This window comes from Haloarcula amylovorans (genome assembly GCF_004681185.1).
Lineage (GTDB): Archaea > Halobacteriota > Halobacteria > Halobacteriales > Haloarculaceae > Haloarcula > Haloarcula amylovorans.
On record NZ_SRIF01000004.1, the window covers coordinates 85,925 to 107,445 of the forward strand.

17 protein-coding genes are annotated in these 21,521 nt (G+C 62.3%); 10 read left to right on the plus strand and 7 right to left on the minus strand.

Annotated features, from left to right (window positions below; translation table 11 throughout):
* Positions 1-6 precede the first annotated feature (6 nt).
* The 3 genes from E4S61_RS16385 to E4S61_RS16395 are packed head-to-tail and all read right to left on the minus strand — an operon-like array spanning position 7 to position 3,413.
* On the minus strand, positions 7-972 hold the full coding sequence (locus tag E4S61_RS16385; protein ID WP_209309528.1) for a carbohydrate ABC transporter permease: 966 nt from the start codon (positions 970-972) through the stop codon (positions 7-9).
* Positions 972-1,898 (minus strand): carbohydrate ABC transporter permease, encoded by a 927-nt coding sequence (locus E4S61_RS16390; protein ID WP_135305045.1) that lies wholly within the window; start codon positions 1,896-1,898, stop codon positions 972-974. Before E4S61_RS16390 ends, E4S61_RS16385 begins: the two co-directional genes overlap by 1 nt.
* 60 nt (positions 1,899-1,958) lie before the next feature.
* The gene (locus E4S61_RS16395; protein WP_135305046.1) at positions 1,959-3,413 is read right to left on the minus strand and encodes an ABC transporter substrate-binding protein; all 1,455 of its coding nucleotides are present in this window, start codon (positions 3,411-3,413) and stop codon (positions 1,959-1,961) included.
* Positions 3,414-3,548: 135 nt separating this feature from the next.
* Between E4S61_RS16395 and E4S61_RS16400 the strand changes: the two genes are divergently transcribed.
* Together E4S61_RS16400 and E4S61_RS16405 are read left to right on the plus strand one after the other, a co-directional pair.
* Positions 3,549-4,070 carry an LUD domain-containing protein gene (locus tag E4S61_RS16400; RefSeq protein WP_135305047.1) on the plus strand — a complete coding sequence of 174 codons (522 nt, stop codon included), beginning with the start codon at positions 3,549-3,551 and terminating at the stop codon, positions 4,068-4,070.
* 2 nt (positions 4,071-4,072) lie between these two features.
* Entirely contained in the window at positions 4,073-6,253 is a 2,181-nt protein-coding gene (locus tag E4S61_RS16405; protein ID WP_135305048.1) for an LUD domain-containing protein, read from the plus strand.
* A 24-nt stretch (positions 6,254-6,277) separates the two neighbouring features.
* Here the strand turns inward: E4S61_RS16405 and rhcC are convergent, their stop codons facing one another.
* Complete coding sequence (gene rhcC / locus E4S61_RS16410; RefSeq protein WP_135305049.1) at positions 6,278-7,147, minus strand: L-rhamnono-1,4-lactonase; 870 nt, start codon at positions 7,145-7,147, stop codon at positions 6,278-6,280.
* Between the two features lie 75 nt (positions 7,148-7,222).
* On the opposite strand from rhcC, the gene E4S61_RS16415 reads away from it, so the two are divergent.
* On the plus strand, positions 7,223-7,525 hold the full coding sequence (locus E4S61_RS16415; RefSeq protein WP_135305050.1) for an L-rhamnose mutarotase: 303 nt from the start codon (positions 7,223-7,225) through the stop codon (positions 7,523-7,525).
* Position 7,526: 1 nt separating this feature from the next.
* Here E4S61_RS16415 and E4S61_RS16420 read toward each other — a convergent pair whose 3' ends face one another.
* Complete coding sequence (locus tag E4S61_RS16420; RefSeq protein WP_135305051.1) at positions 7,527-8,348, minus strand: SDR family NAD(P)-dependent oxidoreductase; 822 nt, start codon at positions 8,346-8,348, stop codon at positions 7,527-7,529.
* Positions 8,349-9,734: 1,386 nt separating this feature from the next.
* The gene (locus E4S61_RS16425) at positions 9,735-10,502 is read right to left on the minus strand and encodes an IclR family transcriptional regulator (RefSeq protein ID WP_135305052.1); all 768 of its coding nucleotides are present in this window, start codon (positions 10,500-10,502) and stop codon (positions 9,735-9,737) included.
* A 139-nt stretch (positions 10,503-10,641) separates the two neighbouring features.
* Between E4S61_RS16425 and E4S61_RS16430 the strand changes: the two genes are divergently transcribed.
* Entirely contained in the window at positions 10,642-12,246 is a 1,605-nt protein-coding gene (locus E4S61_RS16430) for a glycoside hydrolase family 28 protein (RefSeq protein WP_135305053.1), read from the plus strand.
* A gap of 39 nt (positions 12,247-12,285) precedes the next feature.
* On the opposite strand, the gene E4S61_RS16435 is transcribed toward E4S61_RS16430, so the two are convergent.
* A complete protein-coding gene (locus tag E4S61_RS16435; protein WP_135305054.1) occupies positions 12,286-14,340 on the minus strand; it encodes a hypothetical protein in 2,055 nt (684 codons plus the stop codon).
* A 168-nt stretch (positions 14,341-14,508) separates the two neighbouring features.
* Here E4S61_RS16435 and E4S61_RS16440 point away from each other — a divergent pair, with 168 nt between their 5' ends.
* From E4S61_RS16440 to E4S61_RS16460, 6 genes are all read left to right on the plus strand, one after another.
* Positions 14,509-16,029 (plus strand): extracellular solute-binding protein, encoded by a 1,521-nt coding sequence (locus E4S61_RS16440; protein ID WP_245180789.1) that lies wholly within the window; start codon positions 14,509-14,511, stop codon positions 16,027-16,029.
* A 94-nt stretch (positions 16,030-16,123) separates the two neighbouring features.
* Positions 16,124-17,074, plus strand: a complete 951-nt coding sequence (locus tag E4S61_RS16445) for a carbohydrate ABC transporter permease (protein WP_135305055.1) — start codon at positions 16,124-16,126, stop codon at positions 17,072-17,074.
* Complete coding sequence (locus E4S61_RS16450; RefSeq protein WP_135305056.1) at positions 17,071-17,982, plus strand: carbohydrate ABC transporter permease; 912 nt, start codon at positions 17,071-17,073, stop codon at positions 17,980-17,982. Before E4S61_RS16445 ends, E4S61_RS16450 begins: the two co-directional genes overlap by 4 nt.
* 6 nt (positions 17,983-17,988) lie before the next feature.
* Positions 17,989-19,152 carry an ABC transporter ATP-binding protein gene (locus E4S61_RS16455; RefSeq protein ID WP_135305057.1) on the plus strand — a complete coding sequence of 388 codons (1,164 nt, stop codon included), beginning with the start codon at positions 17,989-17,991 and terminating at the stop codon, positions 19,150-19,152.
* A gap of 1 nt (position 19,153) precedes the next feature.
* Positions 19,154-19,318: a hypothetical protein gene (locus E4S61_RS25515; RefSeq protein ID WP_167768544.1), complete on the plus strand. Its 165-nt coding sequence runs from the start codon at positions 19,154-19,156 to the stop codon at positions 19,316-19,318.
* Between the two features lie 141 nt (positions 19,319-19,459).
* Complete coding sequence (locus E4S61_RS16460; RefSeq protein ID WP_135305058.1) at positions 19,460-21,505, plus strand: RICIN domain-containing protein; 2,046 nt, start codon at positions 19,460-19,462, stop codon at positions 21,503-21,505.
* Positions 21,506-21,521 lie beyond the last annotated feature (16 nt).

Below are 21,521 nucleotides of genomic sequence, written 5' to 3' on the forward strand. Positions count from 1 at the left end.
GGGTCGTTACCCCTTGATGGCCCCGCCGGTCAGCCCCTGCACGAAGTACCGCTGGATGTACGCCAGTCCCAGCAACACCGGGATAGAGACGATGATCGACGCCGCTGCGACGACGTTCCACTGGGTGTTGAAACCCTGCACGAACGTCAGCAGCCCTGGTGGGACGGTGAACTTCGAATTGTCCAGCAGCGTCAGCGCGAACACCAACTCGTTCCACGCCAAGAGGAACGCGAAGATGAACGACGCGATGAGCGAGTTGCGCGCCATCGGAACGAGGACGTACCAGAACGTCTCGAAGGCCGAACACTGGTCGATGCGCGAGGCCTCGATGATGGAGTCCGGGAAGTCGTCGAAGAAGCCCTTCATGAGCCAGACGACGAACGGCGCGGTCATCGCGCCGTAGATGAGGATGAGCGCGAGGTGCGTGTTGAACAGGCCGAGTGCCGAGATGAGTTCCCACTCTGGGACCATGATGGCCGTCCCTGGGAACATCAGCGACGCCAGCAACAGGCTCATCAGCAGGTTCTTCCCGCGGAACTCCCGCCGAGAGAGAACGTACGACGCCCCGGTGCCGAGGACGACGGCGATGAGACCCGCCCCGACCGCGACCTTCAGACTGCTCAGGACGAGGCCGAGGACGTTGATGTCGATGGCCGAGGACACCTGAATGCCGAACAGGCTGTTGACGAGGCCAGCGTACCCACCGGCCTGAATCGACGACTCGATGACGAGTCTGAACCCCTGAAGCGAGAAGTCCTCCGGGAAGATGGTCGGCGGAATCTGCTGAATCTCCGCCGTCGTCTTGAAGGCCGTCACGACCATCCAGTAGAGGGGGAACAGGACGAACACGCCGATGACCAGCATCAAGAGACCGATGGCCGTCTTTCTGACGTACGCTCCAGACTTCGAGTCGTAGAGCCACGATTGATTCTTCCGGTACTCCGCCGTCGGGTCTGTGTTGTCTGTCGCCATCACATCTCACCTCGGACCTTGTCGTAGAACTGAATGTAGTAGTACGAGAACACCAGCAGGACGACGAACAGCATCACCGACAGCGCCGAGGCGAAGCCGACTTCGAAGTCGACGAACGCCGCCCGGTATATCATCACCGGGAGAGTACTGCTGGAGACGCCGGGGCCGCCCTTCGTCATTACCCACACCATCGAGAAGTTCCGCACGTTGTAGATGAGCATCAGGAGGAAGCCGATGGCGAGGTTGTACTTCATCATGGGGATGGTGACGTAGCGGAACTGCTCCCACGGGGTCGCCCCGTCCATCCGCGCGGCTTCGTAGAGGTGCTCGTCGATGCCTTGGAACGAGGTCAGCGTCAGGAGCGCGAACAGCGGCGCGAGCCGCCAGATCATACCGACGATGGGCGGCCACAGTGACAGGTCGGAGGAGCCGAGCATGACGATGTACTCGTTGACGATGCCCAGTTGGACGAGCAGTTCGTTGATGATACCTTGTGACCCGCCGAACATGAACTGCCAGATGGACGCCCCGACGACCCGCGGGAGGACCCACGGGATGAGGACGATTGCGCTGGCGACGCTCGTGTACGGCAGTTTCTCGTGGAGCAACCAGCCCATCAGGAAGCCGAGGACGATGGCGACCAGGCTGCCGACCGTCACCCAGACGAACGTGTTCCAGAGCACTTGGTGGATGTCCGGATTGCTCCAGATCTCGGCGTAGTTCGCCAGGCCGACGAACTCCGCTTCGTCGGGTGCGAGCAGGTCCTTCGAGAAGAAACTGGAGTAGACGGCCCTGACGATGGGGTAGAGGATGAACACTCCGACGAGCGCCATCACCGGGAGGATTGGGAGATACACCCGAACGCTCTCCGGAATGCGTCCGACCAGGCTATCGGACGACGATTTCGCGCTGTCTACGTAACTCATAGTTGGATGGTACCGGGTGTCATGTTATGTAGCTATGATAAACGGTCGTACTCTCGGAGCTCAGGCAATCTCATCGTCGACGACCTCTTGGACCGAGGAGTTCGCGGTCGCACACGCTTCTTCGGCCGTCGCCTCGCCGAGCACGACGGGCTGGATGACCTCCGTGTTGATGGTGCTCTGTATCGAGGCGATCCCGGCAAAGGAGGGGAACCGAGAGGTTCGGTTGAACAGGTTGTCGTTCTCGTACAGCGTGATGAGGTCTCCGAACTGGCTCTTGAACAGGTCCGTCGGTTCCTCGAAGGCACTCTTGAGCGTGGGAACGCGACCGCGGATACCGACGTCGTTGCCCTCGGCGTAGGTCCACGGGGCGAGTTGTTCAGGCTGGTTCCACCACTTGATGTAGTCGAAAGCGGCCTGTCGTTCCGCACCGCTCTCGTTGCCCTTCCCCATCATGAACCCCTGTGCGTTCTGGAGCAGGAGGTCGCGCGGCTCGAAGCTCCCCGAGGGATTCTCCGGGAGCGGGGCACGCGTGACGGTGTGACCCTCGCCGTCGAGCCACTCCTGTGGCGCGCCGGTGGTCTGGTACACCGCGTTCGCGTGGGAGTACGTGATGAAGATGCCCGATTCCCCCTCCCGGAGGAGGCGACCGGCGGCGATGTGGTTGTTCTCGGCCATCGAGTTGGGGAATAGGCCCGCCTCGGCGATGTCCTGATAGAGTTTGACGGCGTCGACGAAGCCGGGCTGGTCGACCGTCGCCTCCATCGACTCGGGGTCGAAGTACCGACCGCCGTTCGCGTAGACGAAGCCGATGAAGTACCCCGTCGTCAGCCCGAAGTCCGTCCCCGGCGCGGTGATTGCCGCGGACACCTCGTCCAGTTCTTGCATCTCCTTGCCGAGTTGGATGAGTTCCGGCCACGACCGGGGCGGTTCGTCGAAACTCGTCTGTTCGAGGTAGTCCGTCCGGATGTCGACGAACGGCCCGAGGTCGGCGTAGCCGCCGGGCAGTCCCCACTGCCGCTCCTCGTCGGAGTCGCCCAGCCCCGAGTACAGCTGGGTCTGGATGTTGGCGTCGATGAAGTGGCTGTTTATCTCTTCGAGCTGATCCGCGAACCCCTCCTGGTCGAGCGGCTGAATCGCGTCCGCGCCGGCGTAGTCGGGAATCTGCTGACACTGCCCGGCCATCACGTCCGGAAGGTTGTCGTTCGCCGCCGCCGAGGCGATGATCTGGTACTTCTGGCCCCACTCCTGGTGCTGATACTTGACGTTGTGTTTCCCGTAGTTGCCGTAGTGGCCGCTGATGTACTCCCGTTCTGCCGGAATCCCACCGAACAGCCAGAAGTCCAGGTTCTGCGTTCCGGAGCCACCATCGCTACCGGTCCCGCCGCTTCCGTTGCCACCGCCACCGTCGCCCCCGTCACCGCCGCCACATCCAGCGAGACCGGCCGCCAGCGCGGTCCCGACGCCGGTGAGATACTGTCGTCTATCCAGTCCGCTAGCTGCATTGCCGTTTGTCATGGTACGATATTACAAACGAGCGGTTCTATCTATCATAAATGTATCGGTATATCAGATGGTTCTCGGGCACACGTGCGCCCAGACGGCCCGGCAACCAAAGCTAAATGACCATGTGGGTCGAGTCTAGCGGTATCGATGGCAACTACAGGCTCATCTTTCGAGCGCGCTCTGGACGAACTGGGCGTCTCGGTTACGCACGTCGATAGAGCGGAGTTCCGAGACGAAATCGAGAATGCGGTCGACGCGCCAGCGGTCGGCGTCCCACTGGCGGAGACGTTCGGCGACGCCGCGTTCTCGCTCGCGGAGACGTCCGTCGAGGTCGACCCCACGCCCACGGCGCTCCGCGACGCGACGACTGGCGTGACCGGCGCGCAGTTGGGTATCGCCGACTACGGGACGCTCGTCCTCGCGTTGACCGAGCAAGCCAGCGAACTCGTGAGTCTGTTCGTCGAGCGCCACGTCGCAGTCGTCCGGGCAAGTGGCATCGTTTCGGAGATGGATGCCGCAATCGAAGAACTGGACGAGGAGTTCTCGGAGACCCGCGGCAGCGCGATTCTTGCGACCGGCCCGAGTGCGACAGCGGATATGGGGACGCTCGTAAAAGGCGCACACGGCCCGCGTGAGGTCCACGTCGTTCTCGTCGAGGAGGACGAGTGACGATGGCGAAAGCCGACGAACTCCGGGAAGTGATGCGGACCGAGGGAGCGGCCATCGCTCAGAACACGCAGGCGTTCAACGAGGGCCGCTACGACTCGGTAGCCGACCTGGAGAACTACGAGGAACTGAAATCCGAGGCGCGAGCCATCAAGGAGGACGCTATCGAGCGACTCCCGGACCTACTCGACCGACTGACTGAGACCGTCGAGGAAAACGGCGGGACGGTGTACGTCGCCGAGGATGCCGAGGACGCTAACGCCTACATCCGCGACGTGGTAGCCGACCGGGAGGCGAACCGCGTGGTCAAGAGTAAGTCGATGACCAGCGAGGAGATCGAGGTCAACGAGACGCTCGAAGCCGACGGCGTCGACGTCGTCGAGACGGACTTAGGAGAGTGGGTCCTGCAGGTGGCCGACGAAGCGCCCTCCCACATCGTCGCGCCGGCTATCCACAAGTCTCGGGAGGCTATCGCCGACCTCTTCAACGAAGTCTTCGAGCCTGACGAACCCTTAGAGACCGCCCAAGAGCTGACCCACTTCGCCCGTGAGAAGCTGGGCGAACAGATCGTCGACGCCGAGGTGGGAATCACTGGCGCGAACTTCCTGGCGGCCGACACTGGGACGATGGCGCTGGTCACCAGCGAGGGCAACGCCCGCAAGACCGTCGCCGCGACGGACACCCAGATAACCGTCGCCGGCGTCGAGAAAATCGTCCCAAGTGTCGGCGACCTCGACCCCTTTATCGAACTCATCGGTCGGTCGGGGACCGGGCAGGACATCACCTCTTACGTCTCCCTGTTGACGCCGCCGGTCGAGACGCCCGTGGTAGACTTCGAGGACGACGAGACACCCCTCTCCGAGTTCGACAGCGACCGGGACTTTCACCTCGTGCTCATCGACAACGGCCGCATGGCGATGCGCGAGGACGACCAGTTGCGCGAGACGCTGTACTGCATCCGCTGTTCCGCCTGTTCGAACTCCTGTGCGAACTTCCAGAGCGTCGGCGGCCACGCCTTCGGCGGCGAGACCTACTCTGGCGGGATCGCGACCGGTTGGGAGGCGGGTATCGAGGGACTCGACGTCGCCGCGGAGTTCAACGACCTCTGTACGGGTTGTACTCGCTGTGTGAACGCCTGCCCGGTCGAGATCGACATCCCGTGGATAAACACGGTCGTTCGGGACCGTATCAACCGCGAGGGTGAGCGTCCCGCCGACTGGCTCGTTGACGGCCTCGTCCCCGACGAGGAAGACGAGGGCGCGCCCCTGCAGAAACGCTTCTTCGGCAACTTCGAGACGGTCGCGAAATTCGGGAGCGCCACGGCCCCGCTGTCGAACTGGCTGGTCGACACGTCGGCTTCTCGGTGGGCTATGTCCTGGGCACTCGATATCGACCCCCGCCGGGAACTTCCGACGTTCGAACGGGAGACGCTGGTCGAGTGGGCCGAGAAGCGCGACTCGACGGTTTCCGACCCCGAGCGCCGAGCGGTCCTCTATCCCGATCTCTACACGAACCACGTCCAGGTTGAGCGCGGCAAGGCGGCGGTGAAGGCACTCGAAGCGCTCGGCGTCGACGTGGTCGTGCCAGAAGCTCCCTCTAGCGGCCGCGCGCCCCTTTCACAGGGGATGGTCGCGACTGCACAGGACCACGCCGAGCGAGTTACCGAGACGCTGGCCCCCCATATCGAGGACGGGCGAGACATCGTCGTCGTCGAGCCGAGTGACCACGCGCTGTTCCAGCGGGAGTACGAGAAACTCCTCGATGCCGCCACGTTCACCGACCTCGCCGAGAACAGCTACGAGGTGCTGGAGTACGTCTACGGCCTCCTCGACAACGGAGCCGACGGTTCGGTCCTGACGACCGCTGACGGTGACGAAATCGCCTATCACAGCCACTGTCAGCAGCGCACGCTCGGACTGGAGGCCCACACCGTTGCCGTCTTAGAGGAATGTGGCTACGACGTCGTTACCTCGGACGTGGAGTGCTGTGGAATGGCCGGCAGTTTCGGCTACAAGGGTGACTACTACGAGGTCAGCATGGATGTCGGTGACCGCCTTCGGGGACAACTCCAAGCCGAGGGCGTCCGTGACCGCCCCGTCGTCGCCAGCGGCACCTCCTGTCTCGAACAGATAGACTCGCTTCTCGAACGGCAGCCCCGTCATCCGGTCGAGCTGCTGGTCGAGTGACGCGGCGAGTCGCCGGAATTGCCGCTACGACAGCCCGACGTGTTCCCGGAACGCCCGCTCGGTCACCCACTCCCGGTCTTTCTCCGACATCGAGTCCACCTGTCGAAGCCAGTTGTACGCTTCGGGGTAGCTGGCGACGTCGCTGACGTTTGGGTAATCAGATCCCCAGATCACGCGTTCGCGACCGAACGTGTCGAGGAACCACCGGACGTGGTCGTGCATGTCCGCGTAGGGAAACGTGGTCTCGGACATGTGCGGAATCTCCGAAACCTTCACTGCGACGCTATCGTACGACGCGAGGTCCGAGAACTGCGCGAACGTCCCCTCGTCGGTCGGCGTCTCCGGTCCCGCGTGCGCGAAGTGGTCGAACAGATACGTGAGGTCGGGATAGGTCTCGACGAGTTCGAGCGCCTGGTCTAATTGGCCATGATCACAGAGAATCTGGACGACGGCGTCCGTTTCGACGGCGGCTTCCCAGAACTCGGTCTGGTCGATGGCGTCTCGAAGCCACGTCGCGCCCGGGTCGAACGTTTCCCACATCCGGTCGTACGGACAGGCCGCGCCGAGACGGAAGCCGAGGACGCCGTCGGTGGCCATACACTGGCGGAGGTGGTCGGCCGCGCCGTCGGCGAACGGGTCTACCATCACGATACCGTGGAGTCGGTCGTGTTCCGCTGCCACCTGTCGGGTGTACCAGTTGTCCGTCCAGTCGCAGATGGGATAGCCGACGACGACGGCTTCGTCGATACCGTTCCGGTCCATGTCAGCGAGGAGCCGTTCTGCCGTGTAGACAGTGTGAACGTCGAACCCGTCGACGAGGTCCAGTAGCGGCCCGTTCACCCAAGGGTGTTCGTCGCTTGCCGCGCCCCACGCGTGGGTATGGGTATCGAGCATATGCAGAGTGTAGCCGGGAACCGCCCTAAAGCTTACCCGTAGAGCTAAGGACCGCGCTGGCGAAGCGAATGGCGTATGGAGCGAATAGCGTTTCACCTCCGCATCGAGGAGGGGCAACGAGAGGCGTATCGAGAAAAACACGAAGCCGTCCCCGAGGCGCTCGAATCAGCGTATCTCGATTCCGATGCCGGACTGGAGACCTACAGCGTCTTCGAGAAAGACGGGCACGTCTTCGGTTATATGGAAGTCGAAGATCCCGAAGCGATCAGAGCGGTCATGGAAGAGAGCGACGCACAGGCCGACTGGGCCGCGGTGATGGACCCCATCGTCGTCGACGAAGACGACCAGTGGATGGACGAAGTCTACCGGATGGTCTGATTCATCCTTTCAGATAGCCGCCGTCGACGGCGATGGACTCCCCGGTTATCCACTCGCCTTCGTCGGATAAGAGTAACACGGCGACGTGGCCGATTTCTTCCGGCTGGGCGGGCCTATCCAGGATATGTGTCGAGAGTGAGTCCTTCATGACCTCTTCAGGCCGCTGCCCGCTCTGTTCGGCCTTCTCTTCGAGCCACTCCGCGACCATCGGCGTCTCGACCGTCCCCGGTTTGATGGCGTTCGCCGTGATGCCGTGGTCGCTGAGTTCCTTGGCCAGCACCGTCGTCAGCGTGAGCACCGCTGCCTTCGACGCGCCGTACGCCCCCTGCCCGCGGAAGGGGCGCTCTGCACCCACCGACGATATGTTCACGATGCTGCCCTCGATCCCATCGGCAATCATCTGTTCGGCGACGTGCTTCGCCACGAGAAACGTCCCCCTGGCGTTGACGGCGAAGTGCCAGTCCCACTCCTCGGCGCTCGTCTCCAGTAACGGCACCGATCGCTGGATCCCGGCGTTGTTGACCAGCCCGTGAATCTCGCCCAGTTCCGAAACCGCCGCCTCGACGCCGGTGGTGACGGACGCTTCCTTGGAGACGTCGACGTCGAGAACAGTCACTTTCCCACCTGCTTCTTCCACGAGCGTCGCCGTCTCTCTTGCTGTCTCGGGCCGCGTATCGAAGACAGAGATATTTGCGCCGGCACGGGCACACCGAACAGCGATACCCCGGCCGATGCCCTGTGCGGCACCCGTGACGACGATATGCCGGCCCGCGAGCCGTGAATCTGAGCGATTCGATACGTTCGACTGCGTATCACCCTGCATAGTGTCTCCAAAGTAGACCGTCGAGTTAAGCATGGGTGGTCATAGTAGATACGACGGCGTTCTCGATCTATTCGGTCATATCGGAAGCGTCTACAGTCGCTCTGAACCGTCGGACATCAACTGGAGTCGGGGCTGCGTTCGGCAGGCAAGGTAACTGGACCGAGCTGTCTGTTCGAACTACTGAAGAGATATTTGTGTCCGGTTCTCTGAACAACTCATAAATATCTGGTATTGGTAGGTGCAGAATAAGATCTTCCGACGATACCGGACAATACTGTTTTCGGAACGGTGGGGGCTCGGTCCCGAAAGAGCAAAGACGAGGAGATGCGGGTCCAACCGGCGACTGGCCGATTCGGACGACAGGGTGTCCCCCCTGTCGTTCGAGAGTACTTCAGCGCTGTTTTAGCTCCAGAGACGCTCTGAAACGTTCGAACGACGACGACTAATGGCCTCGCAGATACGTTCCCCTTACCTCGGTGATAATCAGCGAGAGGCCAATCGTAGCGCCACCCCTTCCGGCATGGCCGGACATATTCCACACCCCTCACTCCTAGAAGCGGCTCCCAGGTGAGTCGCCCATCGGGTCGCGGATAGAGTGTCGACTACAACTGCTGGATAACAACCGTACTCTAGTTATCCTGGTGGTGAGGTCGCTGGACGAGCCCTCCTCACCGTGGATATTTCGGCTGCTCTCAAATAGGTGACTCAACTCGCTGGTCTCACAAGGCTGTAGAGCTATAGTGACGACCTCGTCAGTTTCTCTCGATGCTGATCTAGCGATAGCACAGACAGCCGCGGTAAGACGGAAACGGGCACTATCTGAACTCGTCACCGGGGCAACTCGGGAGAGCCAGCATATGGCGGCGCTTGGGGTGCTCTCTACGGAAATCGTCTGTGTTGAATCGAGCCTCGGCGTGTGTCGTCGAGCGGTCTTATCAGCTCGAAGGCAGGCTTCCGGCATCGTCGGATAGTCTTTCGGTTTCTCTGTTCCGTCTGCTGATCTCCTCCCTCACCGCTCACTCGTCGAAGTAACGATCTGCTCGCCTGCGCCACTTAGATAATATATGTACCTATGTTATTGTGTCTGTCGGGCCACACTGGCTTCTCGGTTGTCCCGCTGGCAGGGGTAGGCGGCGCACCGGAAGCGTGGGCGTCGGGAACGAGATCGTTCGATCCCTCTCTCGATCGGTGTCTGGGCCACAATCATCTGTTGACAGCTATTCTGTCCTCAATTCAGTTATACTGAATATATGTCGCCTGATACAGGACATCCATCAATAGATGGTGAATTAAAACGCATTTTAGCCCATACTATAGGATCACTGGCTAACACTTCAGCATTACTGCGTACCCATGCAGGTTTGTTAATTTCTATAGCAGCGATACTCACGTGTAGGTAATGTTCAGCTCGATTACATTCGCGACGCTCTTGAGTTTGGCCGGCAGTTCCTCTCGGAATCGCTCGTCCTGAAACCGGCTCGTCGGGCCGGAGACACTGATTGCGCCTTCGACGGTGTCGTTGTTGTTGACGATTGGGACCGCCACACAGCGCAGTCCCTTGACGCGAGCCTCGTCGTCGAAGGCGACACCTTCCTCACGGACGCGTTCGAGATGTGAAAACAGCTCCTCCTGATCGGTGATCGTATTCTCCGTCGTCGCTGGCATGCCGTGTCGGTCGAGTATCTCCTCGATTCGCTCTCGGGGGAGGTGCGCGAGAATCGCGTTTCCGAGACCGGTGTTGTGAAGATAAACGCGCTGTCCGATGTACGAGTCCGTCTTCACGGCATCGACGCCGTGGGCGCGGTGGAGATAGACACCTTTTCCGTGCTGTTCGACGAGTAAGTTCGCCAGTTCGCCGGTTTCCTCGGCCAGTTCGGTCACCTCCTCTCTGGCGATGTCGTAAAGCCGCTGTCGGTGACGAGCGTGCCCACCGAGGTCGAGGAGCCGCAGTCCGACCTCGTAGGTATTCCCGTTTTTCACGACGTATCCATCCGCCTCCAGCGTCGTGAGATAGTTGTGCAGACTGCTCTTCGAGAGGTCGAAAGCATCGGTGAGTTCCGTGACAGTCGCTTCGTTTCGCTCCTTCAACTCCTCCAGAATCGCGAAGGTGGTCCGGGCGGTCTTGACGGCGTTACTGTTCTGTTGGTCGGCCATACCCGTGTTGAGTACGTCGGCCCTGATAAATCTACGCCAGCCATGCCAAACCCGAATTCAGTAATACTGGACAGAGTCCACGAGACGCGCGGTCCGGAACTGCTTTGCGCGACCCACCACTGGGACAACGACACCGGGAATGAGTCATCTGATCACCGAATACGGCGATACCGACGGAAAGGACTTCACTCACGCGTTTCGAGCGGCGGTCGACGCCTGTGCTGACGAGGGTGGCGGAACAGTTCGTATTCCCCCTGGCGAGTACGAGACGGGGTCTGTCTCGCTTGCGGACGACGTTACCATATTGATCGCTCCAGGCGCGACTGTTCGCGCCAGTTCAGACGAAGCGGACTATCAGTGCCCGGCCGAGTACGTCGGACCCGACGGCGAGCGGCCGCTCTTTCTCGCTCGCGACTGTACGAACGTCTCGATAGCGGGCAGTGGCACGGTCGACGGGTGTGGCACGGAGATTATGGAAATGGACGACCCCATCCGTCAGCACTCCGGTCAGTCCTCGGCGTCCCCGCTCGTCAGTGACGGCGAAGCTCGGGCGCGACAGGGAGAGACCTTCCTCGACCCGGCCGACGGCACCGATGAATGGCCGGTAGCGAAACCCGCATTTCGGCCGGGGCCGGTGCTCTGTTTCGACAACTGCCGGAACGTCGCGGTCAGCGATGTCATCCTCCGGGACATGCCAGCGTGGACGCTCTCCTTACGGAACTGCGAGTCGGTCACGGTCACCGGCGTCACCGTTGACAACCACACGCGGATACCGAACTGCGATGGGATCGCTATCGAGGGCTCGCGCGACGTCCGCGTCTCGGACTGCTCGATACGGGCCTGCGACGACGCCATCACGTTGAAAGCGAAGACGGCAGGCCAGCCCTGCGAGTTGGTTACCGTGACGAACTGTACGCTCTCTTCTCGGGCGTGTGCCGTCAAACTCGGGTCCGAAACGAGCGGTTCCATCCGGGACTGCACGGTCACCAACTGCGTCGTGCGCGATTCGAATCGCGGGCTCGGCATCCAGCATCGCGATGGCGGCGACGTAGAGCGAATCCGCTTCAGCGACATCACGGTCGAGACGCGGCTCTTCGAGGGGCCGTGGTGGGGGAAGGCAGAGCCGCTCTACGTCACGTCGGTCCCCCGCGACGAGGCGACGGATCTCGGCTACGTTAGAAACGTCCAGTTTTCGAACGTCGACGCGCGCTGTGAGAACGGCGCGCTGGTGTATGGACACGAGGACGCGAGAATCGAGAGCGTGTGGTTCGACGGAGTGCGACTCGATGTCCGCGACGCACCGGCCGCCGACGCGGTGGGCGGAAATATCGACCTCCAGCCCACGAGTGTCCGACCCCCAATTGCGTCACACGACGTGCCGGCGGTTCACTGCGAGAACGTCGACGGCCTCGAACTCGTGGATATCGCGGTCGCGTGGGACGGCGACCTCCCGTTGTATCACACGCACGGCGTCGCCTGTGTCGGCGTCGAGGACGCGACGATAGACGGCTTCGACGGCGGCCCTGCTCACTCTGGGAGCGGGGACGCGGCGATATCGCTACGGGACTGTTCGACCGTCACGGTCCGGAATTCGCGGGCGCGTCCGGCGACCGGTACGTTCCTCGAAGCGACCGATACCGTTGACGAGCGCCTATTCACTGGCAACGATCTCGCGGACGCGGAGCGGGCGCTGGCCGGCGATACTGACTTCACCGTCGTCGGCAACGCGGAACCGCAGCGGTGAAGGAACCGACGGAAGGACTGCGGTCGTCCGTCGAGCGTCTCAGAGGATACGCACGTTGTCGAGTACACCGGTGCTTCGGACGCCGATGCCGCCGTCCTCGAACGTCTCGTCGGACGCCGTCACGGATGCCACCGCGTTCCCGTCGGGGTCGCGGAGTTCGACGTCGATATCGCCGAGCGACGCCCAGTTGACGACGAAGTCGTAGAGGACGCCGGTCTCCACCGAGAGGCTCGATTTGGCCAGCTGCGTGTACTCGCCGCCGACTCGCTTGTAGAGCTGGAGCCTGTCGCTCGACCCCTCGGGGTAGACCCGGGCGAAGTAGAGGTTCTGTGCATCCTGCACGCCGAAGGCGATTCCGAGATTGCTGTTCGTCGCCGTCCGGGCGGCCGCGGCGGCGAACGTATCGCCGGCCTGCGGATATCGCGGAAGGCCGCTCGTCGAGGTAATGATGGCGGTACCACCGGACGTGTTCTTCAGACTACTCTCGCCGTCGTCCACCGGCGGTTCGCCGTTCGCGACGTAGGCGTCGGTCGCACCGTCGTACTCGGAGAGGTTGCCGTCCTCGAAGCTATCGACGACGCCTGATCGGTCGCCCCCGCTCGCTTCTACCTGTTCGGTGACGAGGTCCCCCTCGTTATCGACACGAACCCGGTACTGGGCCGACCCATCCGGGGTCGTGAGGACCGCGCCGTTGCCGTCTCCCGGAACTCGAACGTCGTCGCCCCCAATCACGAACGACGCCTCGTCGCCGCCCCCGGCGTGGAAGGCGTGAGAGTCGTGGGTCTGGTGGCGTTCGGTGCCGTCGTCGAACCAGCGCGTTGAGCCCGCCGCGTCGTCGGCGACGACGGGTCGTGGGCGCACGTTCTGCTGGTCGAAGTGCCGGACGTACTCCAGGTCGGTGCCGACCTCGGCGTTGTAACAGTCGACGTTCTGGATGTAGACGCCGTCGTGACGGTCCCCCTCCCCGTCGGTCACGTCGGCGACGGCAACGCCGCTGTGGTAACCCATCGCGTTGTGACGCTCCCGGACGTTCTGGATCGATATCTTCCGCACCGCCGTGTTCGAGTTCTCCAGTTTGACGATGCTCTCGCTCACCGACTGGAGCGGATGGCCGCCGCACTGAATCGAGTCGAGGTTGATCGTCGCACCGCCGTCGATTCGGATGCTGTGCTCTCCGCCGCCGCCGCGCCAGTTGTAGATGTCGAGGTCGAAGGCGGGACCGTACGGGATATCGTCGCTGCCGGGCTTTGCGAGGAGCCCGTCTCGACAACCGGTCACTTCCGTATCGAGGACGGTGAGTTCGCTAGAGCCGTGGTAGTCGGCGAGCCGGATGCCCGCGGGGACCGTGTTCCGCCCTTCGAGGTTCTGGAGATACATCCGAGAGACGTGCATGTGCCCAACCCCTTGGATGTCGACGAAGGACCGTTCGAGATTCTCCTTGGCGTAGAACATCCCGCCGTTGAGCGTGATGTTCTCCGTCTTCTCGTCCGGGCCGATGACGAAGAAGCTCTCGATGGTATCGGTGGCGTAGATGAGCGTCCAGCCCATGTCGAAGACGAGTTTGCCCGTGTTGTTCGCGATGACCATCGGCGATTCGACCCGCCACGCGGGCAGCCCGTCGGCCGCGGCGGGATCGTCGGGGTCCGGAGCAGGGATGACGATGCGGTGACCCGGCTGTTGGTTCGGGATGTCCTCGCCGCCGGGGAGCGCTTTGAGGACGTTCTCGACCTTCTGGTCGAGCGTCTCGCCCGGATATTCCGTGACAACGTGGATGGACCCGGGGGCGCAACTGTCGGCGTTGAGCGTTCCGTCCGTCACGGAGAGGTTCGATCCGGCGAGTTCCGTGATCGGCGCGTCGCCCGCCGACATCGAGAGCGACCCGAGATTCGAGACTGCGTGCTGATTCGCGTCTACGTCGGCGCTCCAGTCGTACCAGGGCTGCTTTCCGTTGTTCCCGTTGCCCTGACTGGCGCTGGCGGTCCCCGTCACGAGGCCGCCGAGTCCGGTCCCCAGTAGTCCGAGCGTTCCGCGCCGCGAGATCGCGCTTTTCTCTGTTGATCCGTCGTCACTAATGTCTGTATCGTCGTAGCTCATAGTGTGCGCTGCGTTGCCACAGCGCATTTGATGTGAAATGGTTACCATTTATAATTTGTGTGCGCGAAACGGGTTAGTCTACCAGAGGGATCGAGTAGAACTTCCAGCCAGCGGCCGAACTTGGCCGCAACAATAGTTTTATATAGTTTGCTTCGGGTATTGTGGACTATGGAACGTGATAGTCACGACACTCGTACGGCTAGTCGATCCAGCGCAATCTCTCGGCGGCAGTTCGTCGCGACGGTGGGCGCATCGGGCCTCACTGTCGGGCTGGCCGGCTGTTCGAACACCGGTAGTGGCGGCGATGGCGGCGGTGGTGATGGTAATAGCGGCGGCGGAACATCCACCGAGAACCTCGAGTACGACGGCGAGGACGTTACCGTGGAATACAGCACCGCTCCACTGTTCGGCAACGTCGCCGACATGCTAAAGGAGACGCTATACAGCGCAGGGCTGCCGGAGAGCATCGACGTCAAGTTCTCCACCACCGTCTGGGGGGCCGACGACCTCCAGTCTCGGTACAATCAGATCCTCTCGGCGGGTCGTGCGACGCCGGACATGATGCTCACCAACTTCGCGTACACCCCGTATTTCGCACCCCGAGAGTGGCTGCTCGACCTCACAGAGGTGTTCGGCGAGGAGACGATGACCGAACTGGAGAACAACTACTCGCAGGTGATGGTCGATTCGATGCGATGGGACAGCGGTCTCTACGGCATCCCGCAGTTCATCGACATCCCAACCATCCAGTACCGGAAGGATTTGGTGAAGGAAGCGGGCTACGACCCCGAAGGCGAGAACTGGGCCACGGAGCCGATGCAGTGGAACCGGTTCGCGAAAGTCGTCGCCGACACCAAAGAACAGGCTGGCACCGACGACGGCTACACGGTGGCGCTCAACCAGCGCAACCTCGGTTCCATCTCGGGGTACGAGCAACTGGTCACCAACGGCGGCAACTACTTCGGCGACATGTCGAACCAGAACGGCCCCATCGGCGACCGGCCGGTCACCATCAACGAAGAACAGACGATCCAGACGCTCCGCCAGCTCCGGACATTCATGTACGGCAGCGAAGACGAGTACGCGATCGAGGGGCTCTCCGGCAACATCACGCCCTCCGAGGCGCTCGGATGGGATACCAATCCCTCGATGGAGTCGTTCACGGCGGGCGAGGCGGTGGCCCATCGCAACTGGTCGTTCGCCATCGCCGACTTCGGCGCGGAGGAGAAATTCGGCGAGAACCTCGGCGTGATGCCGTACCCCTACGGGATGTCAGAAGACGAGGCTCCCTACGAGGGGGCCGGCGGGTCGAACTCCAAGCTCGGTGGCTGGCATCTCTCCATTAACCCCAACACGGAGCATCTCGCCGCCACGGTAGAGGTTATCAAGGCGATGACCACCGACGAGTTCTACCTCACTATCTTCGAGGAACTGGGATCGACGCCGCCCAAGCCAGAGCTCTTAGGAACCGACCGCGCGAAGAACGTCGACGTCATGAGCCGGCATCTCGACACGCTCCAGTACCAGGCTAACAACCAGTTCGCTCCGCCCATCAACGCGGTGTGGAGCGCGCAGAAATCGGCCATCGGTGAGCAGTTCCTCGCCTGCCTCAAACAGCAGAAGTCACCGAAAGCGGCGGCCAAGGCCGCGCAGGACCAGGTGAAACAGATAGAGAATCAAGAGTCCTGAGACGGCTGTGTCGGTCGTCTCCGAACCAGCTCCCGAACCGACAACTATCGTAAACTACTAACCGATTGGCTTGGTCAAGCTTAGCACACACAACATGTTACAAATAGTCCAGCAGGCGGTATCGCCGATCTTCCTCAAGATCGAGCAGTTGGACGAGGAGAAGTACGGGTACCTCTTGGTCGCCCCGGTGTTCCTCGTGCTCTCGGTGCTCGCGTTCTATCCGTTGCTCCGAACACTGTTCTTCTCGTTCCACGACGACTCACTCACGGGTGTGAGTCCCATCGGCGAGTTTATCGGCTTCGAAAATTACGTCCAGCTCGTAACCGGGGGGATGAACGTCATCCTGAACTACCCCTTCCTCAGCCTGGAAGATCCCTTCTCCAGTGCGCTTCCCGTCACGCTCCTCATCACGGGCGTCAGCGTCGCTGTCGGAACGCTGATGGGTTTAGGGATGGCGATAATACTCAACAAGGAGTTCCGCGGCCGCGCGCTCGCCCGGACCATCGTCATTCTGCCGTGGTCGATTCCCATCGTCATCCAGGGGATGATGTTCTATCTGCTGTTCCAGCCGTCGATCAGTTTCCTGGTCGAACCGCTGGCGTCGCTCGGAATCTTCTCGGGGAACCCGCTGGTGAGCAGCCAGGACTCGACGCTCATCATCATCCTCATCGACATCTGGCGGAAGATTCCGTTCATCGCGCTCATCATCATGGCCGGCCTCGCCAGCATCAACCAGAACCTCTACGATGTCGCGAAGGTCGCAGGGGCATCGAAGTGGCAGCAGTTCCGGTACATCACGCTGCCGCTGGTCAAGCCGGTGCTGTTCATCGGGATGATCTTCTACACCATCAGCTCGATGAAGATCTACGGTATCGTCGAGGCGTCGGCCGGTTGTAGCACGGTTCCGACGCTCACCTGTCTGGTGGTATCGACGTTCAGACAGCAGCGCTGGCCGACCGCGTCGGCGATCGCGTTCCTGTCCGCGCTGATCATCGCCGTCATCGTCATGGTGTACGTCCTGCGGTTCAGGGAGGCAAGAGAATGAGTAACGAAGAGTACACGGGTACGATAGGTCGGATCGTCGAGTACGCGGTCCACAACGCGACTGACGTCTATCGACTCGGCTTCTACGTCGGGTTGACGTCATTCATTATGATCACCCTGTTCCCGTTCTACTGGCTGCTGGTGCTGGCGGTGACGCCGAGTGACCAGCTCTATCAGATGGGCGTGCTGCCGGAGTCGTTCGACCCGAACGTGTTCATCACTGTCTTCCAGCAGTACCCGCTGCACCACTACATCTTCAATAGCATCGTGCTCGCATCCATTACGGTGGTGGTCTGCATCACGCTGGGCAGTCTCGCGGGCTACGCCTTCGGTCGCGTAGACTTCCCCGGGAAGGGACCGCTCCTGCTCTTGTTGCTGGTCGTCTCGTACTTTCCGGGGATCGCGTTCCTCATTCCCCTCTTCGAACTGCTCACCGGGTCCGTGAGCGTGCTGGGCGTCTCCTCGCCCGACCTCTACAACACGCCGTGGGGAATGGTGTTCCCGTTCACGATGCTTAGTCTCCCCATCACCATCTTCATCCTCACGACGTTCTACGAGCAGATTCCCGACGGTCTAGAGGACGCCGCGCGCGTCGAGGGGACGACCCGCCTCGGCGCGCTGTTCCGCGTCATCATGCCGCTCTCGGCACCGGGCGTGGTGACCGCGGCCATCATCGTCTTCATCGGCGTCTACCGGGAGTTCTTCTTCTCGTTCATCATGACCGACGGCTCGCCGGAAAACTGGGCCGTCCTAGTGTACGGGATTCTGAACTTCCAGCAGCAGTACACCACGCAGTACAATCTGATGGCGGCCGCGAGCCTCATGGGGATCATCCCCATCGCGGTGCTCGTCATCTTCGCGCAAGATCACATCGTCCGGGGCCTGACCTCGGGCGGCCTCAAGGAGTGATACAACATGGGACAAGTCAACCTCACCGACGTTCGCAAAGAGTACGATGACGTAGTGGCAGTCGAAGGCATGGACCTCACGATCAAGGACAACGAGTTCGTCTGTCTCGTCGGCCCGTCGGGCTGTGGGAAGTCGACGACGCTTGAGACCATCGCTGGTCTCACCACGCCCACGGACGGGTCCGTAGAAATAGCCGGTCTCGATGTCACCGACAAGCCGCCGAAGGATCGGGAGATCGCGATGGTGTTCCAGAACATCGCGCTGTTCCCCCACATGGACGTCTACGAGAACATCTCCTTTGGCCTCCGGCTCCGTAACTACGACCAGGAGGAGATCGACCGGCGCGTCGACCGGGCCGTCGAGATCGTCCAGTTAGAGGGTATGCTCGATAGGAGCCCGGATGAACTCTCGGGCGGCCAGCAACAGCGAGTGGGCATCGCTCGCGCCATCGTGCGCCAGCCCGAAGTGTTCCTGATGGACGAGCCGCTCGCCAACCTGGACGCCAAGCTCCGGGTGTCGATGCGGACCGAAATCCAGCGCCTCCAGAAGGAACTCGGTATCACGACGGTGTACGTCACCCACGACCAAGAGGAGGCGATGACGATGTCCGACCGCATCGCGATCATCAACGACGGCGAACTCCAGCAGTGTTCGCCACCGCTCGTCTGTTACAACCAACCCGCAAACACCTTCGTCGCGCAGTTCATCGGGAGCCCCTCGATGAACCTCTTCGACGGCGAAGTAGACGGGGACGCTCTCGACGTGGGCGACTTCCGGGCTGTGTTCGACACTGTCGGTACTGGGCTTCACGACGGCGACGCGGTCAGGGTCGGCGTCCGGCCGGAGGACATCTACCTCGCTGAGGACGCCGACAGCGTCCCTCACCCGAGCGACTCAATCAGCGTATCGGTGGACGTCCTCGAACCCGTCGGCGACCAGACGTACGCGTACATGCTGGTCGAGGACGCGGTCGGCGATAGCGACGACCCGACAGAGGTGCTCGCGAGCCTCGACCCGGACCGTGTCGTCGAGGAGCAGTCCACCGTCGAGGTGGTCTTCTCCCGCGATGACGTTCACCTGTTCGACGCGGCCACGGGCGACGCCGTTACGCACAGTCTCGTCGACCGAACCGGTGCGGGCGACGACTCGACCGTTCAGGGGGAGAGCTAAAATGGTCACTCCGCTCGGCGTCGGGTACATCGTCGCCGTGACGGTGCTGTTCTTCCTCTGGATATACGGCCTCGTCTCGCTGTACTTCGACGTCCGTCACAAGTTCTTGCCGATGCTCTACTCGTGGCTGCGACAGCGCGGTAACGACCCACGCCACCTCATGTAACGGCCTCGTCGCCATTTCGACCCCCTTCTGTCTCCGACTCTCGGCTCGACCCGCCACCAATTCGTTGCGGTTTTTCAACAAAAATTATAATAAACGTGCATCCGAAGGAATTTCCGACGCCGTGAGGCGTCGTAGCACACCATGAGCGACGAATACGACAGCGAGCAGCACGACGCACAGACGGAATCGAGCGACTTCGCACTCAGCCGCCGGGAGGTGATGAGCGCCGTCGGGAGCGTGAGCTTCGGTGGCGCGTTCGCCGGGTCAGCGAGTGCCCAAGGAAACGGAGAGGGCGGCGGAAGCGGCGTCGGGAACCAACCGTGGTACGAGTGGGTCGCCGACGTGGACGCCGGCGGCAACGGTCTCCAGAACCTCGGCGGCGTCGAAGTCGACCACGTCAACACGCCCGCCCGCGCGGCGGAGGTCGTCGTCTGGCGCGACGACGATGGCACGTACCACGCCGACGGAGAGGCCGGCGTCGTCGCCAGCGGCGAGGAACTGATGGGCGTCGTCCAGGCCGCGGTGGACAGCCTGAGCGACGACCGGAGCGTCAAAGAGCGCGTCCTCGTAGCCGACTCGGGGACGGTGCGCGCCGACGACGAGGTGACGGGCGTCGACCTGCCGAGTCACACCGTCGTCGACGTCGCGGGCACGATAACGGTCGAAGGCGAAGCGGGCGACCTGTTCTCGGCGACGGGCGCGGAGAACATCGAGATACCGCGGCTGACGGTCGAAGGCCCCGCCAGCAGGGCGGTCTTTCTGGACGACTGTAGCGAGGTCCGCCTCGGCCGTCTGTGGATCGAGGGCGTCACGGTGCAGGGTGTCAGGATACAGGGCGGGACCGAGGACGTCCAGATAGAGACAGTGTACCTCGAAGAAACCGGTCACCACGGCGTCGAGACGTACGACGTAACCCGCATCCAGATCGGCCAGGTCATCGGCGTCGATCCGGGCAGTTCCGTGGTGCTGCTCAACCAGACGTTCGACGCGACGGTGGGACAGGTCGTCGGCGAGAACCCCAAGTTCGACTACGCCACCTTCCGACTGGCCAACGGTTGTCGGAACGTTACCTGCGGGCGCGTGGTGAGTCGCGGCGGCGTTCGCGGCGTCTCTATCATCACCGGGACCCGCGACGTGACCGTGGGCGAGGTCAACATTCACGGCGGCCGGAAAGCGGGGATGCTCCTCGTCGACGTTCGAAATATCAACATTCTCGGCGGCGTCATCAAGAACGTCGACGGCCCCGGCGTCAACATCTGGTCGCTCGGCCTGCAGGGGACCACCTCGGAGATAAACGAGGGAATCACGCTGAGCAACCTGCGCATCACCGACGAGCGGCCGGACGGCGAGCGAAAACAGACGTGGGCCATCAGCGAGGACGGCGCGTGCCTCAACAACCGCTTCATCGACAACGATGTCCGGGGCGGCGGCACCGAGGGCCTCATCGACGTGGGCTCCGAGACAACGGTCGTCGACCGGAACTCGGGCGGCGGCCTCGACTCGGGAACGGTGACGATCACGTCCGGGTCGCCGGCAGCGCGCGTCGAGGGCGTGACGGCCGACGAACTGTCCTCGCTCCAGCTCCGGGCGCAACCGCTCGACGCGCCGGACGCCGCGTTCGCGTGGGAGAACTACTTCGAGTGGACCGGCGATCAGTGGGACCTCGTCTTCGAGTGGCGGACCGACCCCGAGCAGTCGTTGACGTTAGAGTACATCGTCGACCGACCACAGGCAACGACCGACCGCGAGTTCGACCGCGAGGAGATCTGGGACGAGTCGGTGGCGACGGTCGAACCCGGCACCTACCGCATCGTCAACGCGAACAGCGGCAAGGTACTGGAGGTGGCCAACGGATCGATGTCCGTCGGTGCGAACGTCCAGCAGGGGACGTGGAACGACGAGCCCTCCCAGCGGTGGACCGTGACCGGCGGCGGGGAAGACTGGCGGGTCACCGCCCGGCGAATCGAGGCCGAACATAGCGGCCTAGCGCTGGACGAGAGCGGCGAGAACGCCGTGCAGGGGCCCGGACGGGAGTTCACCCTCGAACGCTACGAGAACGGTCACCAGATAAAGACGGGCGACGGCCGGTTCCAAGTCGCCGATGCCTCGATGGAAGACGGAGCGAACGTCGTCGAAGGCGCGTGGGAGGGCAACGCGAATCAGATCTGGCTGTTCGAGCGCCTGTAGCGCAGTCGATTGCCTG

Coding starts and splice junctions, on each gene's coding strand:
- E4S61_RS16450 (WP_135305056.1), top strand. CDS start 17,071: ATGAGTAACGAAGAGTACACGGGTACGATAGGTCGGATCGTCGAGTAC.
- E4S61_RS16460 (WP_135305058.1), top strand. CDS start 19,460: ATGAGCGACGAATACGACAGCGAGCAGCACGACGCACAGACGGAATCG.
- E4S61_RS16415 (WP_135305050.1), top strand. CDS start 7,223: ATGGAGCGAATAGCGTTTCACCTCCGCATCGAGGAGGGGCAACGAGAG.
- E4S61_RS16445 (WP_135305055.1), top strand. CDS start 16,124: ATGTTACAAATAGTCCAGCAGGCGGTATCGCCGATCTTCCTCAAGATC.
- E4S61_RS16385 (WP_209309528.1), bottom strand. CDS start 972: ATGGCGACAGACAACACAGACCCGACGGCGGAGTACCGGAAGAATCAA.
- E4S61_RS16430 (WP_135305053.1), top strand. CDS start 10,642: ATGAGTCATCTGATCACCGAATACGGCGATACCGACGGAAAGGACTTC.
- E4S61_RS16425 (WP_135305052.1), bottom strand. CDS start 10,502: ATGGCCGACCAACAGAACAGTAACGCCGTCAAGACCGCCCGGACCACC.
- E4S61_RS16400 (WP_135305047.1), top strand. CDS start 3,549: ATGGCAACTACAGGCTCATCTTTCGAGCGCGCTCTGGACGAACTGGGC.
- E4S61_RS16395 (WP_135305046.1), bottom strand. CDS start 3,413: ATGACAAACGGCAATGCAGCTAGCGGACTGGATAGACGACAGTATCTC.
- rhcC (WP_135305049.1), bottom strand. CDS start 7,147: ATGCTCGATACCCATACCCACGCGTGGGGCGCGGCAAGCGACGAACAC.
- E4S61_RS16405 (WP_135305048.1), top strand. CDS start 4,073: ATGGCGAAAGCCGACGAACTCCGGGAAGTGATGCGGACCGAGGGAGCG.
- E4S61_RS16420 (WP_135305051.1), bottom strand. CDS start 8,348: ATGCAGGGTGATACGCAGTCGAACGTATCGAATCGCTCAGATTCACGG.
- E4S61_RS16455 (WP_135305057.1), top strand. CDS start 17,989: ATGGGACAAGTCAACCTCACCGACGTTCGCAAAGAGTACGATGACGTA.
- E4S61_RS25515 (WP_167768544.1), top strand. CDS start 19,154: ATGGTCACTCCGCTCGGCGTCGGGTACATCGTCGCCGTGACGGTGCTG.
- E4S61_RS16390 (WP_135305045.1), bottom strand. CDS start 1,898: ATGAGTTACGTAGACAGCGCGAAATCGTCGTCCGATAGCCTGGTCGGA.
- E4S61_RS16440 (WP_245180789.1), top strand. CDS start 14,509: ATGGAACGTGATAGTCACGACACTCGTACGGCTAGTCGATCCAGCGCA.
- E4S61_RS16435 (WP_135305054.1), bottom strand. CDS start 14,340: ATGAGCTACGACGATACAGACATTAGTGACGACGGATCAACAGAGAAA.